11 protein-coding genes are annotated in these 15,631 nt (G+C 59.4%); 3 read left to right on the top strand and 8 right to left on the bottom strand.

Annotation, left to right across the window (positions count from 1 at the left end; translation table 11 throughout):
* Positions 1–412: 412 nt before the first annotated feature.
* The 3 genes from araH to HNQ50_RS00730 form a co-directional block, all read right to left on the bottom strand.
* Positions 413–1,417 carry an L-arabinose ABC transporter permease AraH gene (araH, locus tag HNQ50_RS00740; RefSeq protein WP_184096546.1) on the bottom strand — a complete coding sequence of 335 codons (1,005 nt, stop codon included), beginning with the start codon at positions 1,415–1,417 and terminating at the stop codon, positions 413–415.
* Between the two features lie 47 nt (positions 1,418–1,464).
* Positions 1,465–2,991, bottom strand: a complete 1,527-nt coding sequence (gene araG / locus HNQ50_RS00735; protein WP_184096544.1) for an L-arabinose ABC transporter ATP-binding protein AraG — start codon at positions 2,989–2,991, stop codon at positions 1,465–1,467.
* Between the two features lie 182 nt (positions 2,992–3,173).
* The gene (locus HNQ50_RS00730) at positions 3,174–4,151 is read right to left on the bottom strand and encodes an arabinose ABC transporter substrate-binding protein (RefSeq protein WP_184096542.1); all 978 of its coding nucleotides are present in this window, start codon (positions 4,149–4,151) and stop codon (positions 3,174–3,176) included.
* A 365-nt stretch (positions 4,152–4,516) separates the two neighbouring features.
* Between HNQ50_RS00730 and HNQ50_RS00725 the strand changes: the two genes are divergently transcribed.
* The 3 genes from HNQ50_RS00725 to araA are packed head-to-tail and all read left to right on the top strand — an operon-like array spanning position 4,517 to position 8,481.
* Positions 4,517–6,202, top strand: a complete 1,686-nt coding sequence (locus HNQ50_RS00725; RefSeq protein WP_184096540.1) for a ribulokinase — start codon at positions 4,517–4,519, stop codon at positions 6,200–6,202.
* Position 6,203: 1 nt separating this feature from the next.
* The gene (locus HNQ50_RS00720) at positions 6,204–6,941 is read left to right on the top strand and encodes an L-ribulose-5-phosphate 4-epimerase (protein ID WP_184096539.1); all 738 of its coding nucleotides are present in this window, start codon (positions 6,204–6,206) and stop codon (positions 6,939–6,941) included.
* 34 nt (positions 6,942–6,975) lie between these two features.
* On the top strand, positions 6,976–8,481 hold the full coding sequence (araA, locus tag HNQ50_RS00715) for an L-arabinose isomerase (protein ID WP_184096538.1): 1,506 nt from the start codon (positions 6,976–6,978) through the stop codon (positions 8,479–8,481).
* Positions 8,482–9,049: 568 nt separating this feature from the next.
* Here araA and HNQ50_RS00710 read toward each other — a convergent pair.
* The 5 genes from HNQ50_RS00710 to HNQ50_RS00690 all read right to left on the bottom strand — a co-directional run bounded on the left by HNQ50_RS00710 (position 9,050) and on the right by HNQ50_RS00690 (position 15,407).
* Positions 9,050–10,171 carry an ABC transporter ATP-binding protein gene (locus HNQ50_RS00710; RefSeq protein WP_184096536.1) on the bottom strand — a complete coding sequence of 374 codons (1,122 nt, stop codon included), beginning with the start codon at positions 10,169–10,171 and terminating at the stop codon, positions 9,050–9,052.
* Positions 10,172–10,234: 63 nt separating this feature from the next.
* Positions 10,235–11,863 carry an alpha-glucosidase family protein gene (locus HNQ50_RS00705; protein ID WP_184096534.1) on the bottom strand — a complete coding sequence of 543 codons (1,629 nt, stop codon included), beginning with the start codon at positions 11,861–11,863 and terminating at the stop codon, positions 10,235–10,237.
* Positions 11,864–12,227: 364 nt separating this feature from the next.
* A complete protein-coding gene (locus HNQ50_RS00700) occupies positions 12,228–13,058 on the bottom strand; it encodes a carbohydrate ABC transporter permease (protein ID WP_184096532.1) in 831 nt (276 codons plus the stop codon).
* Positions 13,058–13,957: a carbohydrate ABC transporter permease gene (locus HNQ50_RS00695; protein ID WP_184096530.1), complete on the bottom strand. Its 900-nt coding sequence runs from the start codon at positions 13,955–13,957 to the stop codon at positions 13,058–13,060. The genes HNQ50_RS00700 and HNQ50_RS00695 overlap by 1 nt, the downstream gene beginning before the upstream one ends.
* A gap of 193 nt (positions 13,958–14,150) precedes the next feature.
* Positions 14,151–15,407, bottom strand: coding sequence for an ABC transporter substrate-binding protein (locus HNQ50_RS00690; protein WP_184096528.1), 1,257 nt, complete (start codon positions 15,405–15,407; stop codon positions 14,151–14,153).
* Positions 15,408–15,631 lie beyond the last annotated feature (224 nt).

The following is a 15,631-nucleotide window of genomic DNA, read 5'->3' as shown; positions in this document are numbered from 1 at the left end:
TTTGCGGAAAAGAACTTTCTCGTAGCCCGGATGGAGCCAGAGGCGGGAATCCGGGGTGACTGACCAGGGCAATATTGTTGCGGGTGTTAGCGCCTGCCGGCGCGGTTGTTTTTGATACCCGGGGTGCCGGGCCCACGTCACTTTCTTTGCTTCGCCAAAGAAAGTAACCAAAGAAAGGCGACCCCAGCCGGGCGGCCCTCCGGGCTTCCCTCAGTCGGTCGGGAGCCTAAGGTCTCCCTCCACGCCCTCGGCGCTGGGCTTTAACGGGGAAATAAAATCAAAAGCAACCCCAACCCCAACAGCGACCCCAAATTCAAAAACAGTGACCAGCCCCAGCACAAGCCACCAACACGGCCCTACTAGCAAGCCGAGCATAACGCAGCCAGCGAGGCCGTATTCGTGGCGCAAACCCTCAAACCCGCGTCGCGCTCTTTTGTTTGTACCGGTCAAAAATCACTGCCGCCAGCAAAATCAGACCACGTACCACGTACTGCGCAAACGGCGAGATATTCAACAGGTTCATGGCGTTTTCCACTGTGCCCAGAATCAACACGCCAGCAACGACATAACTGATCTTGCCAATGCCGCCCTTGAGCGATACCCCGCCCAGTACGCAGGCCGAGATTACGGTCAGTTCCAGCCCCAGCGACGTCATCGGCTGGCCGGAGGTCATGCGGGAAGCCAGCACCACACCGGCAAAGGCGCTGATCACGCCAGAGAGAGTAAAAATGGCGATCTTGTTGCGCACCACGTTCACGCCGGCCAGACGCGCCGCTTCTTCGTTACCGCCAATCGCCAGCGTGTTGCGGCCGAACAAGGTGCGGCGCATGACAAAGCCGAATACGGCAAAGCAGATGACGGTGATCCAGACCGGAGCCGGCAGGCCAAACCAGTTGGTGTTACCCAGCGCAAAAAAGCTTTCTTCCGACACGCCCACGGCTTTGCCATCCGAGATGATGTACGCCATGCCGCGCGCAATCTGCATGCTGGCCAGCGTGGTGATCAGCGCGTTAATGCCCAGCCAGGCCACGATGACGCCATTGAGAAAACCAAACACCAAACCCGTCGCCACGCCGGCCAGTACGCCCATGGTGACGCTGTTGGTCATGTTGATCACGGTGGCGCAAGCCACGCCGGCGCAGGCCACGACCGAACCGACAGAGAGGTCAAAGTCCCCGGCGGCCAGGCAGAACAACATGCCGCAACCCACCATACCGGCCAGCGAGACCGCCAGCCCCAGACCGCGCATGTTCTGGAACGACAAGAAGTTGGGCACCAGCGCGGAACAGGCAATAAACAGGACCAGGAACACCAGCAACATGCCGTAGGTGTCCCACAGGCGCGCAAAGACCGAGCGCCCGGGTGCCAGGGTGATTTCCGGCACACCGACCGCCGGGTTAACAGAAGCTTTGGACATTTCTGGTTCCTTCAAAAGCAAATGACTGAGATAAACCGGCGGCGCGATCAGGCGACTTCGACGGTGTGGGCCGGCTGACGCAACATCGCCAGGGCCAGCGCTTTTTGTTCTGTGGCTTCGTCGTGCAGCAATTCACCCACGATGCGGCCTTCACGCATGATGACCACGCGGTCTGCCAGACCCAGGGCCTCTGGCAGGTCGCTGGAGGCAAACAGGATGGAAATGCCGTGTTCGGCCAGGTCGTACATCACGCGGTAAATTTCGTGCTTGGCGCCGACGTCGATCCCACGGGTGGGTTCGTCCAGCAACATGATTTTCATGTCTTCGGACAACCAGCGGCCCAGGATGGCTTTTTGCTGATTGCCACCGGACAGGTTCATGATCAGTTGCTGGTCAGATGGCGTGCGGACGTTCAGTTCCTTGACCATCTTTGCGCCGTTGGCGCGCTCCCAGCTTTCATCAATCAGGCAGCCGCCCTTCACCGTGCGGCGCCGCGCGCTGATGTTGATGTTGTCCCGCACCGAATGTACCGGCACGATGCCTTCTGCCTTGCGGTCTTCCGGGCACAGCATGATGCCGGCGGCAATGGCGTCGCCCGGACGGCGAATGCGCAGCACCTGGCCATCCACACTCACCTGCCCGGAAAACACCGGCGCACCGCCAAAAATGGCTTTCATCAACTCGGAGCGGCCCGCGCCCACCAGACCAAACAGCCCGACAATCTCGCCCCGGCGTACTTGCAAAGAAGCCGGCTCACGCAGACCGGGCGCCAGCAAGTCACGCACGTCCAGCCGTACTTCGCCGTGTTCGCGCGGGCGGTAATCGTAGATATCGCCCAGTTCACGACCGACCATGGCTTGCACCAACTGGTCGTGCGTTACCGTCGACATATCGTTCCAGGTATTGACGTAACGGCCGTCCTTGAACACGGTCACGGCGTCGCACATGCGGAAGATTTCTTCCATGCGGTGCGAGACATACAGAATCACGCGGCCTTCGGCTTTCAGTTCATTGATCACGCGGAACAGTTGTTCGATCTCGCGTGCGGAGAGCGAGCTGGTCGGCTCATCAAACGCAATGACGCGGGCGTTGCGGGTCAGCGCCTTGGCGATTTCCACCATCTGCCACTGCGCAATCGACAGGCGTCGCAATGGGGTTTCCGGGGCGATATCCATGCCCAGGTACTGGAGCTTTTCTGCGGCCATGCGCGAGAGCGCGGCGCGATCCACCACGCCAAAGCGATGCGGTAACTGGCCCAGATAAATGTTCTCTGCCACCGTCATGTCCGGTGCCAGATGCAATTCCTGATAAATGATCGCCACACCCGCCTTGAGGGCGTCCTGGGCGTGGTTGAACTGGACGGGCGTGCCGTCGATTTCGATCTGGCCGCTGCTGGGCTGGTACATGCCCGAGAGGATTTTCAGCAGCGTGGACTTGCCGGCGCCGTTTTCACCCATCAGGGCGTGCACCGAACCTTGCTGGCAGCCAAAGGAGATGTCCTGCAGCGCCTTCACGCCGGGGAACACTTTGCCAATGCCTTTGAACGCCAGATACGGTTTTGCGGATTCAGTCATTTTTGTGTGAGGCGTGAGGCGTTAGGTGTGGGGGGAAAACCCCAAAACCCAACGCGCTGGATTCATCAACGGGCTCACCGGATGGCGTAATGCCACCCGATGAAAACCAAAAGTTGCAGTGAGGATCGAGCCACAAAGCACAAGGTTTTACACCTCACGCCTCACGCCTCTCCCCTCACACATCACAGCCCCTTCTTCTTCAGCTCATCCTTGTAGTTGTCGCGGGTAATCAGCACGACGTCGCTCACTTCTGTGAACTTGGCCGGCGCCTTACCGTTGGCAACCCACTCATGCAGCATCTTGATGGACTGATAGCCGTGGACGTCCGGGCTAGGCAGCAAAGAGCCATAGAAACCGGTGGCTTGCGCCTTGCCCAGTTCGTTCTTGGCATCCACACCATTGATACCGATACCGATCACGTTCGGGGCCTTGAAGCCTTGACCTTCGGTGGCGCGAATCCCGCCCAGCACGGTGTTGTCGTTCATGCCGATCACCAGCCAGTTCTTCACATTCGGGTGTTGCACCAGCATGGAGTTGGCGGCATCCAGTGCACCCGGGATGTCATTGGACTTGGTCGGTACGGTGTAGATCTGGCCAGCCGGGAAGCCATCTGCCTTGAGTGCACCCATGGCGCCGTCAGTACGGCGGCGCGCGGTATCCAGTTCGTTGGCAGTAATGGCCAGCACGCCGGTGTCCTTGGCGTTCCAGTTCCGCTTTTTCATTTCCTTGTACAGCTCTTGACCTTGACGCTCCCCGACCTTGGAGGCAGCCATCATTAGCAGCGGTACTTCGGTCATCGGCTGACCCTTGGCGTTGACGAACTGATCGTCCACGGTCACCACTTTCAGGCCCAGCGCATTGGCCTTGGCCATGATGGCCGGGCCCAGCTTGGGATCAGGGGTGCAGATCACAAAACCCTTGGCGCCGCTGGCGGCCAGGGTGTCGATGGCGTTCAGGGTTTTCTCACCATCCGGCACGGCGATCTTGATCACCTCAAAGCCCATATCCTTGCCGGCTTTCTCAGCAAAGGCCCATTCAGTCTGGAACCAGGGCTCTTCCGGCTGCTTGACCAGATAACCCAGTTTTTCTGCGGCGTACGCACTGCCCACTGCACCGAACATGACACAGCTCAAAGTGAGCAATTTGACCATTTTGTTCATATCTGACTCCGTTATATTTGCGTTTCGCTATAGGTCGTACCTGGAACAACGTACTTACAAATACCAGCCACTTAGCCGTGCGATGCAGCAAACACGCGGATACAGAGTCGCTTTTTTTGCTGCCGGCTGAAGTTGTGGCGATTATATGGCCCAGATTTTTGTAGCAACTTACTCCAGATTACAGTTTAGCGACTTAATCCATATGTTCGGCAAGAAAGTGCGGGTTTGTCCATGCTCAACTGGGTCAGATACCACACAAAGGAGATTTGTCCATATTCTTGACCAGCGCCTCCTTATAGACCTTGGCCGCAGCGCCCTATTCTTCGGGAAAACCTGAACAGCCACCCGAAAAGGCGTTTCTTTCCATGTCAGTAGATATATCCATAGGTCTGGACTTTGGCAGTGACTCTGTCCGCGTGCTGGCGGTCGATTGTCACAGCGGGGCCGAGCTGGCTACGGCCGTTGCTTACTATCCGCGCTGGAGCAAAGGCGAATTTTGCGTGCCGACGGCCAACCAGTTTCGTCATCATCCACTCGACTACATCGAGTCCATGCAGACGGCGGTACGCAATGTCGTCGCGCAACTGAGCCCGGCCCAGCGCGAGGGCATCAAGGGTCTGGGCGTGGACACCACGGGCTCCACACCCGCGCCAGTCAACGCTTCTGGCGAGGTGCTGGCGCTGACGCCGGCCTTTGCCGACAACCCCAATGCCATGTTTGTGCTGTGGAAAGACCACACCGCCATTGCCGAGGCTGAGGCCATTACCAAACTGGCACAAGAAGGCAGTGCCGCCGGTTTGTACCCGGATTACACACGCTACATCGGCGGTATTTACTCGTCTGAATGGTTCTGGGCCAAAGCGCTGCATGTATCGCGCGCCGACCCGGCTGTTGCCAAAGCCGCCACCAGTTGGGTGGAACTGGCGGACTGGGTGCCCGCCCTGTTGAGTGGCACCACCCGCGCCGATCAACTCAAGCGTGGCCGGTGTAGTGCCGGACACAAATCGCTCTGGCATGAAAGCTGGGGTGGCGTGCCGGGCAAGGCCTTCCTGAACACATTGGACCCGTTGTTGCTGGAACACCTGGACCAGCCGCTGTTTACTGAAACGTATACCGCGGATGTGCCGGTTGGCCGCATCACTACCGAGTGGGCCAGCAAGCTGGAACTGCCAGCCCACGTGATCATTTCCGGCGGTGCGTTTGACTGCCACATGGGCGCGGTCGGCGCGGGCGCGGGCGACAACACGCTGGTCAAGGTTATTGGGACATCGACCTGTGACATCCTGATTGCGGACCCCACTGATATTGGCGAGCGCGCCGTGGCGGGCATCTGCGGCCAGGTCGATGGCAGCGTGGTGCCCGGCAAAATTGGTCTGGAAGCCGGCCAGTCGGCCTTTGGCGATATGTATGCCTGGCTGGCAAAACTCTTGAGCTGGCCACTGCAACAGGCCGCCCGACACCAGCCAGAACTCGCCCCTGCGCTCAACAAGCTGCAAGAAGACTTGTTGCCGACACTCACCGAAGCCTTTGCCGCCCGGCCGGATATTGATCACCTGCCGCTGGTGCTGGACTGGCTCAACGGCCGCCGCACACCGTATGCCAACCAGCGCCTGAAAGGCGTGGTCGGCGGGCTGGATCTGGGCTCAGACGCACCGGCGCTGTTTGGCGGTTTCATTGCCGCGACCGCCTGTGGGGCCCGCGCCATCATGGAATGCTTTACCAGTCAGGACATCGCCGTAAACAGCGTGCTGGCGCTGGGCGGCATTGCCCGCAAATCCCCCACCGTGATGCAGGTGTGCGCGGATGTGATGAACCGGCAGATGGACGTAGTGGGTTCGGATCAATGTTGCGCGCTGGGCGCGGCCATCTTCGGTGCGGTTGCCGCCGGCATCCATCCGGATGTCGCCACCGCGCAAGCACACATGGCCAGCAAGATTGAACGCAGCTACCAGCCTGATCCGGTAGCGGCCGCCAAATACGAGGCCTACTACCAGCGCTATCAAGCCTGGTCTGCCGCCACCGAACCGCTGTACGCCGCAGGGGAGCATTGATATGCCGACCGTCCTGCAACTGAAAGAAGAAGTGCTGGCCGCCAATCTGGAACTGCCCAAACACGGGCTGGTGACCTTCACCTGGGGCAATGTCAGCGGGATTGATCGTGAACGCAATCTGGTCGCCATCAAGCCCAGCGGCGTGAGCTATGAGCGCATGAAGGTTGAAGACATGGTGGTGCTCGATCTGAATGGCGAGCGGGTCGAAGGCACGCTGCGCCCGTCCTCGGACACACCCACGCACCTGGCGCTGTACAACCGGTACCCGCAGATTGGCGGCATTGTGCACACGCACTCTACCCATGCCACCTCCTGGGCGCAGGCCTGCCGGGACATCCCCGCGCTGGGCACCACCCACGCTGATTACTTCTACGGCGCGATCCCCTGCACCCGTGCGCTGAGCGCGGCGGAGATCGAGAGCGCGTATGAGGCCAATACCGGCAAGGTGATTATCGAAACGATCGGTGATGGCGACGTCATGGCTATCCCGGGCATTCTGGTCAGCGAACACGCGCCGTTTGCCTGGGGCAAAGACGCCGACAACGCCGTGCACAACGCGGTGGTGCTGGAAGAAGTGGCGCGCATGGCGCTCTTTACCGTGATGCTCAACGCCAGCCAGCACGCCATCCCCGATCACCTGTTGAACAAACACTACCTGCGCAAGCACGGCAGCAACGCGTACTACGGCCAGGGCACCCCGCCCGAGGCCGTCCCCGCCAAGCCGCGCCGCGTGGCCTGAACAACCCCTCTTCACCGGATACGAGAACGATCACATGGAATTCTTCAAAGAACTGGAAGTCTGGTTTGTCGTAGGCAGTCAGCACCTGTACGGCAAAAAAACCCTGGCACAAGTGGCGGAAAACGCCGAACGCATCGTCAAGGGTCTGAACGCGGAAGCCAACCTGCCGGTAAAGCTGGTCATCAAGGAGACCGTGACCTCGCAAGAAGGCATTTTGCAACTGTGCCGCGATGCCAATTACGCCAAAAACTGTATTGGTCTGGTGACCTGGCTGCACACTTTCAGCCCGGCCAAAATGTGGATCAACGGGCTGGCCGTGCTGGAAAAACCGATGATGCAACTGCATACGCAGTTCAACTCGGTGGTGCCGTGGAACAGCATGGATATGGACTTCATGAACCTGAACCAGACCGCCCACGGCGGCCGCGAGTTCGGCTTCATCGGCGCACGCATGCGCAAGCAATACCACGTGGTGGTCGGCCACTGGCAAGACCCTTCTGTGGCTACCCAACTGGGTGACTGGATTCGCGTGGCTGCCGCCGTGCACGACAGCCGCAATCTGAAAGTAGCGCGCTTTGGCGACAATATGCGTGAAGTGGCCGTGACCGAAGGCGACAAGGTCGCCGCGCAAATCCGCTTTGGCTACGCCGTGCATGCCTATGGACTGGGTGACCTGGTCAAGTCGGTTGAGGCTGTCACGCAAGAAGAACTGGACGCGCTCATTACCGAGTACGAATCCAGCTACACGCTCTCGGACGCCGTGAAAAACAGCGGCGACAAGCGCAGCCATCTGCTCGACGCCGCCCGCATTGAACTGGGCATCAAGCATTTCCTGGACAAAGGTGGCTTCCACGCCTTTACCACCACCTTTGAAAACCTCTACGGCCTGACCCAACTGCCGGGTCTGGCGGTACAACGGCTGATGCAACAGGGCTACGGCTTTGGCGCGGAAGGCGACTGGAAGACCTCAGCCCTGCTGCGCGCCATCAAGGTGATGAGCGCCGGCCAGCAAGGCGGTGCATCGTTCATGGAGGACTACACCTATGACTTTACGCCAGGCAACGAACTGGTGATTGGCGCCCATATGCTGGAAGTCTGTCCGTCCATTGCCAATGATGAAAAACCCTTGCTGGATGTACAGCCGTTGTCGATCGGCAAGAAGGCCGACCCGGCGCGCCTGGTGTTCAGCGCGCGCCCAGGCCCGGCCATCAACGTCACGCTGATCGACATGGGCAACCGCTTCCGCCTGATTGCCAACGATCTGGAAACCGTCGAACAACCCAAGCCCCTGCCGGCATTGCCCGTGGCCCGCGCGGTCTGGAAAGCCCTGCCAGACCTGCAAACCAGCGCTGCCGCCTGGATTTACGCAGGTGGCGCACACCACGCCGTGTACACGCAGGGCGTGACGCAGGAACAACTGCGTTTGTTTGCGGAAATGACCGGCATTGAATACGTGCAGATTGGCAAGCGCACCGAACTGGGTGCGTTCAAGAATGAACTGAACTGGAACGAGGTGTTCTTCAACTTCTGCAAGCAGTAACCACCGCGACTAACAAAACCCTGCCGACTGCGTTGTGCTCGCTTGCCGTACTCAATGTACTGTCTTCGCTTCACACGCCTTGTCGGCACCGCTTCGCTGGGTTTTGTTCGCCGCGGCGCGCCTTGCAGCAACCGAGCAGTAGGACCGGCCCGCAATTGCGTTGCCAGGCCGGTCTTGTTTTGTCGGGCAACGCGTCATTCGCAAAATCTTTGGTCTGAAGGACATCTGCGCCTTCCAGTGGTCAGCTCCATGCTGTTTGCGGCACTCTCCTCTGCCGCACCGGCTGTGCCGCCTTGACGGTGATGGGGCTGACCACTGCTCCTTTCTTTTCTGCTGTTTTTTCTTGCTGTTTGATGCCCCCGCCGCTGTACCAGGCTCTGCCCCGGCTCGTCATTCCGGCGCACGCCGGAACCGACCGTAGGGTGGATTCGGAACGCAGTGACAATCCGCCTGTGCGATGGTGGATTGTCGCTACCGCGCCGAATCCACCCTACCGCCTCCTGCCCGCACCACATGGGTGCTGTTCAATCACTTCAAGAGGAGACCTTCTACTACCCTTCCAAACCCGTCAAACCGTCGCTTCCTGCACCGCAGTGCGTTTGTGCGCATCGCCCTTGGCATCGAACAAATGCATGGCGTGCGCCGGCAAGGTAAACGCCACCGTTTCACCCAGCTTCACGTCTTCACGCGGGGTTTTGGCGATCAGTGACGCTGGCGACAAAGAGGTCTGCAGATGCAGATAAGTGTGTTCGCCCAAGGGCTCCAGATGCATCACCTTGCCGCTGAGATTGCCGCTGCCCACCTGGATATGTTCCGGACGGATGCCCAGCGTCACCGGCGCGCCTTCCGTCAAACCCGCGCCTTCGACCGAGGCCGACAGTTCACCGCCCGCCACCGCCACCTCCACCGAGGACAGATTGATTGCCCGTACCGTGCCCTCAAAAAAATTCATGGCTGGGGACCCAATGAAACCGGCGACAAAACGGTTGGCCGGATGGTGATAAAGCTCCAGCGGGTGGCCCACCTGCGCAACACTGGGCAAGTCATCCTGGCCGGACAACGGGCGCAGCAGCACAATCTTGTCGCCCAGCGTCATGGCCTCCACCTGGTCGTGCGTGACATAGATCATGCTCACGTCCGGCAGGCTGTGGTGCAGCTTGGCGATCTCCACCCGCGTTTTCACGCGCAGCGCGGCGTCCAGGTTAGACAGCGGTTCGTCAAACAAAAAGACCTTGGGCTTGCGCACAATGGCCCGCCCGATCGCCACCCGCTGGCGCTGACCACCCGAGAGTTCCTTGGGCTTGCGCTTCAACAAATTGGTCAGGTTCAGTGCCTGCGCGGCAGTGGCAAGACGTTGTTCGATTTCGCCCGCGGGCAGGTTGAGGTGACGCAGGCCAAAGGCCATGTTCTCTTCCACCGTCATGTGCGGATAGAGCGCGTAGCTCTGGAACACCATGGCGATATCGCGCTTGGCGGGCAGCACGTCGTTAACGCGCGTTTCGCCAATGAACAGATCACCGCCTGTGGGCGCTTCCAGCCCGGCAATAATGCGCAGCAAGGTGGACTTGCCACAGCCGGAGGGGCCGATAAACACGCAGAACTCACCGTGTTTGATGTCCAGATCGACATCGGACAACACCAGCGTATCGCCAAATTTCTTTTGCAAACCTTTGAGCTGAATGTGGCTCATGTGCTTGTCTCCCCGGTGCTGGCGGGCACCACCGTGTGCCCGCCTCGCAAGAACTGTTCTGGTTTAAACGCCCGTGACACGCGCAAAACATGCCTGCAAAGGCCCCAAATCAATCTGGCCGTTGCCCAGATGACCACTGAAATCATGACCACCGATATTGCTGCCCTGCACACCGGCGGGCAGCTTGAAGGTGGCCGGTTTGTCCGACAGGTTGAACGCACACAGCGTGGTTTCATCGCCATGCTGACGCACAAAGGCCACCACCTGGTCATGGGCATCCAGCAGTTTCAGATTGCCAAACTGCACGGCGGCCTGCGTCTTGCGCCAGCTGATAAAACGGCGATAGTCGTTCATAACCGATGCCACATCCGTTTCCTGGTCGGCCACCGTCTTGTTGCCGTGCGCTTCACCCAGCGGCAGCCATGGCGTGCCGGTGGTAAAGCCCAGATGCGCGCTGTGATCCCACGGCATCGGCGTGCGGCAGCCGTCGCGGCCTTTGAATTCCGGCCACATGGTGATGCCATACGGGTCTTGCATCAGCTCAAACGGCACATCCACATCGGTCAGGCCCAGTTCTTCGCCTTCGTAAATACACACGGCGCCCGGCAGGGACATCAGGAAAGCGCCCAGGATGTTGGCGCGTTGACGTTCATCGCCACCCAGCGCGGCCCAGCGGGTGACCAGACGCGGCACGTCGTGGTTGCCCAGCGACCAGCACACATACGCGTTGCCGGCGTCACGCAGATACTCGGCCAGCACGCCATGCAGGTATTTGGGCTCGCACATTTCGGTCAGCAGCGCGAACACGTAGGCCATGTGCAGGCGATTGTTGCCTTCGGTGTACTGGGCGAGTGTCTGGTACTGGTGATCGTCACCAATCTCGCCAATCGTGGTGATGTCGTCGTACTTGTCACACAGCGCCCGCAGCTTTTGCAGGAACAACAGGTTCTCTGGCTGCGTTTTGTCGTGCACGTGTTGCTGGCGGGTGTACGGATTCACCATCGGCGCGGTGTTGGAGATATTGCCGCGTGGCATGGCCGGGTTGTCGCGCAGTTGTTGGTCGTGCACGTAGAAATTGACGGTATCCAGGCGGAAACCATCTACGCCGCGATCCAGCCAGAATTTCGCCACATCCAGCAAGGCATCCTGCACCGCCGGGGTGTGGAAGTTCAGATCGGGCTGGCTGGTCAGGAAGTTGTGCATGTAGTACTGCTGGCGGCGGGTGTCCCACTGCCAGGCCGAACCACCGAAGATTGACAGCCAGTTGTTCGGCGGCGTGCCATCTTCTTTGGATTCTGCCCACACGTACCAGTCTTTTCTGGCGTTGTCCCGGCTGCTGCGGCTTTCCTTGAACCAGGGGTGCTGGTCAGAAGTATGGCTCAGCACCAGATCAATCAGCACCTTCAAACCCAGCGCATGCGCACGCGCAACCAGTTTGTCGAAGTCCGCCAACGTGCCAAAGATGGGGTCGACATCGCAGTAGTCGGACACGTCGTAGCCAAAATCCAGCATGGGGCTGGTGAAGAACGGCGACAGCCACACGGCTTGCGCGCCCAGGCTGGCAATGTGCTCCAGCCGTTGCGTCACGCCCGGCAGGTCGCCGATGCCATCGCCATTGCTGTCCTGAAAGCTGCGTGGGTAAACCTGGTAAATGACAGCGCCGCGCCACCAGTTGGTTTGGGGTTGGGACATGAGATGGTCTCCTGCTCGGTTGATGTTTGTTCGGTTGTTGGTTGGGTGCAGCGGGTTGGGCTGCACACCGGAATTTGTTGGGGGCGTAACGTGGATTGCTACGCGAATCCACCCTACAGCCTTTGCACACCACTTCGTCATTCCGGCCTTGAGCCGGAATCCAGCTGCAATGTTTACTAAAACCACGGTGCAAGTGCCTTCGGCACAGTTTGTTCAGAACTGGATTCCCGCCTTCGCGGGAATGACGAGTCACAGGTCTGCGTATTACTGTTTTTTGCGCCACAAAGGAACAACGGCGTAGGGTGGATTCGGAGCCTTGGCGACAATCCACCATCGCGACAGTGGATTGCAGCGCGCCACCGCCCTACCCCTTTACCGCCCCGGCCGTCAGCCCGGACACAATGTGCCGCTGGAAAATCAGCACCAGCGCAATCAACGGCACTGTCACAATCACCGAAGCCGCCATCAGCAAGCCCCAGGGCAATTCAAAACTACTGCCGCCAGAGATCAGCGCAATGGCCACCGGTACGGTGCGTTCATCGTTAGAAAGCGTGAAGGTCAGGGCAAACAGGAACTCGTTCCACGCCGCAATAAAGGCCAGCAAACCCGTGGCCACCAGCGCCGGCCACAGCAGTGGCAAGAAAATGCGAAAGATCAGCGTGAAGATACCCACGCCATCCATCACCGCCGCTTCTTCAATCTCTTTGGGCAGGTCACGCATAAAGGTAACCAGCACCCACACGGTGAACGGCAGCGTAAAAATCAGGTCGGCCAGCATCAGCGCCCACAGGCTGTCGTACAAACCCAGAGTGCGAATCAACTCGAACAAACCCGACAACAGCGCCACTTGCGGGAACATGGACACCGACAAAATGCACATCATCAAGGTGCCACGCCCACGGAACGACACCCGCCCCAGGGCATACGCCGCCAGCATGGACAAGCCCAGCGAGAACGCCACCACGCCGCCCGCCACAAACACGGAGTTGGCCAGGTTGGCGCCAAAAGACTGCTCTTTGAAGATGGCGATGTAATTGGCCAGCGACGGGTGCGCCGGCCACAGCGACGTGGAAAACAGCGCACTGCCGTTTTTCAGCGACGACACAATGGCGTAGTAGAACGGGAACAACGCAAAGATCAGTACGACAATCGATGCCGCGTAAAACCCGATCACGCCCCAAGGGTTCTTTTTCATCAGTTGCCCTCCACGCGGGTACGGGTGCCCACCATGTAAATGGTGGTCGAGACGGCAATGATCAGGAACAACAAGGTGGCAGAGGCAGAGCCGTAGCCCACTTGCTGGAAGTCGATCAATTGCTCACGCACATACACCGACATGCTCTTGGTGACATGGCTGTTGGACGTCATCACGTAAATCAGATCGAACACCCGCAGCGCGTCCAGCGTGCGGAAAATCATGGCGACCAGAACGCCCGGCATGATCAGCGGCAGCGTGATGTAGCGGAAAATGCGCCAGCGCGGCACGCCATCCATATGCGCGGCTTCGTAACAATCTTCCGGCACCAGTTGCAGCGCAGCCAGGATCAGCAAGGCCATGAACGGCGTGGTTTTCCAGACATCGACCATGATGATGGTCGGGAACGACAAATGCGGGTCTGCGGTAAACGCCAGCGGTGACGAGATGAGGTGCAGGTTCTGCAGCATGGCGTTCACCACGCCAAACTGGTCGTTCAGCATCCACGACCACATTTTGGCCGACACCACGGTCGGAATCGCCCACGGCACCAGTACCGCAGCGCGCAGCAGTGCCTGGATACGGGACGGCGTGTTGAGCAAGAGCGCAACGCCCAGGCCCAGCAGCGTTTCCAGAATCACCGAAATCACGGCAAAAAACAGCGTGTTGCGCACGGAGTTCCACCATTCGCCATCACGCAGCACACCGGCCTCGCCCACGTAATTGGCAAGGCCAACAAACTGGCTGTTACCCATGTCAGAAAGCTGGGCGTTGGTCAGGCTGAACCAGATGGTGCGCAGCAAAGGCCAGCCGGCAATCGCCGCCAGCACCACAATCACGGGCAGCACCAGCCAGTACGCCTGCCGCCTGCGGGCGCGCGCGATCAGCGAGTCATCCATGTAACACCTGTGAGGAGTGAGGTGGGAGGAGTGAGGGGTTACTTCCGCATAACCAGCATGGCAGTGTCAGTGATGCGGATGTCGAAGTAGCCGTAGGGTGGATTCGCGTAGCAATCCGCCGTAGTGCTGGTGGATTGTCGCTATCGCTCCGAATCCACCCTACGCTACTCCCCTCACCACACGCGAAGCGTGCTTACTTCCAGGGGCCCATACGCTTGAGCGATGCATCCAGACGGCCCAGCGCGTCTGTCGCTGTGGCGTTGCCGGACAACACGTCATGCGTGGCGTTCCAGAACTGGTTGCTGACCTGGTTGTACTTGGAAGCAGTCACCGACGATGGGCGAGCCACAGCGCTGGTGAACGTGGACAGCAGATCGCCCATGAACGGGTTGGCCTTGAGCACATCGGCATCTTTGTACAGCGCCGGCATGGTCGGGTTGTAGGCCCCGCTCACTGCACGCATCTTCTGGACTTCTGCGCTGGTCAGGTAAACCGCCAGATCAGCCGCCAGCTTGGCGTTCTTGGAATACCTGGACACGGCCAGTTGCCAGCCACCCAATGCAGCCGCGTTGCGACCGTTGGCACCGCCCTTGGGCAGGGCCATGATCCCCACCTTGTCCTTGACCGGGCTTTCATCCTTTTGCGCCAGCGCCCAGGCATACGGCCAGTTGCGCATGAACACCGCATTGCCAGACTGGAACACACCGCGCGCTTCTTCTTCGCCGTAGTTCAGCACGGCCTTGGGCGAGATGGTCCCGACCCACTTGGCGGCACCGTCAATGGCTTTGATGGCTTGCGGGTTGTTGATGGTGACCTTGCCATTGGGTTCGATGATACTGCCGCCGTTGTAGCTGGCCAGCCACTCCACCGCATCGCAAGTCAGGCCTTCGTAGGCGCGGCCTTGCCACACATAACCCCACATCTTGTCATTGCCGGCAGCGCGTTCACCATCCTGGACTTTCTTGGCGTCAGCGGCCATTTCATCCCAGGTGGTCGGCGGTTGCAGTTTGTACTTTTCCAGCAAATCCTTGCGGTAGTACAACAGGCCGGCATCGGTAAACCACGGCAGCGCCAACAGTTTGCCGCCAACAGTATTGTTGGCGATCATGCTGGGGAAATACTGTTTTTCCACACCCTTGGTGTACGGCTTCAGATCCACCAGATGGCTGGCCAGCAAACCGGGCCACACCACGTCGATCTGCAACACGTCGATCTTGTCCGAACCGCTGCCCAGAATCTGTTGATACAGCGCCAGACGTTCGTTGGAATCGTTAGGCGGGGTCACCACTTGTACCTCGTTACCCGTCTTTTTGGCCCACTCCGCCACAGACTGTTTACACAACTCCAGCTCACCGCCGGTAGAACCACAAGCAATCCGCAACAACGCCGCATTTGCACCGCCGGCCGCCAGCAGCGTGGCCATGGCGATCAGGCTCAGTTTGGTCTTCATGATGACTCCTCTCATCTGGTTACGGTGAATATGTGTTTCTGGTTTAGCGCAGCGCAGATTGTGCGACTGCGTACTTTGAGCCGTTAACACACCCTTGCTGGCAAGGCATGCGAAGCGCCGACAGTACCAAGTAGTGCGGCAAGCGAGCATAACGCCGCCAGCAAGGGTGTGTTTGCGGCTCTTAACGAACCGGGAGCCATTTGAGCGTGCGAGTGTTAACCGGA

Source organism: Silvimonas terrae (genome assembly GCF_014202765.1).
In the GTDB taxonomy this organism is placed as follows: domain Bacteria; phylum Pseudomonadota; class Gammaproteobacteria; order Burkholderiales; family Chitinibacteraceae; genus Silvimonas; species Silvimonas terrae.
Note: the sequence above shows the minus strand (reverse complement) of the source record. Positions and strands in the feature narration are given on the sequence as shown.

What these genes read in the sequence shown, in the direction of transcription:
- HNQ50_RS00730 (WP_184096542.1), bottom strand. Translation starts at nt 4,151, where the DNA reads ATGAACAAAATGGTCAAATTGCTCACTTTGAGCTGTGTCATGTTCGGT.
- araG (WP_184096544.1), bottom strand. Translation starts at nt 2,991, where the DNA reads ATGACTGAATCCGCAAAACCGTATCTGGCGTTCAAAGGCATTGGCAAA.
- HNQ50_RS00710 (WP_184096536.1), bottom strand. Translation starts at nt 10,171, where the DNA reads ATGAGCCACATTCAGCTCAAAGGTTTGCAAAAGAAATTTGGCGATACG.
- araH (WP_184096546.1), bottom strand. Translation starts at nt 1,417, where the DNA reads ATGTCCAAAGCTTCTGTTAACCCGGCGGTCGGTGTGCCGGAAATCACC.
- HNQ50_RS00725 (WP_184096540.1), top strand. Translation starts at nt 4,517, where the DNA reads ATGTCAGTAGATATATCCATAGGTCTGGACTTTGGCAGTGACTCTGTC.
- HNQ50_RS00700 (WP_184096532.1), bottom strand. Translation starts at nt 13,058, where the DNA reads ATGAAAAAGAACCCTTGGGGCGTGATCGGGTTTTACGCGGCATCGATT.
- HNQ50_RS00695 (WP_184096530.1), bottom strand. Translation starts at nt 13,957, where the DNA reads ATGGATGACTCGCTGATCGCGCGCGCCCGCAGGCGGCAGGCGTACTGG.
- araA (WP_184096538.1), top strand. Translation starts at nt 6,976, where the DNA reads ATGGAATTCTTCAAAGAACTGGAAGTCTGGTTTGTCGTAGGCAGTCAG.
- HNQ50_RS00690 (WP_184096528.1), bottom strand. Translation starts at nt 15,407, where the DNA reads ATGAAGACCAAACTGAGCCTGATCGCCATGGCCACGCTGCTGGCGGCC.
- HNQ50_RS00705 (WP_184096534.1), bottom strand. Translation starts at nt 11,863, where the DNA reads ATGTCCCAACCCCAAACCAACTGGTGGCGCGGCGCTGTCATTTACCAG.
- HNQ50_RS00720 (WP_184096539.1), top strand. Translation starts at nt 6,204, where the DNA reads ATGCCGACCGTCCTGCAACTGAAAGAAGAAGTGCTGGCCGCCAATCTG.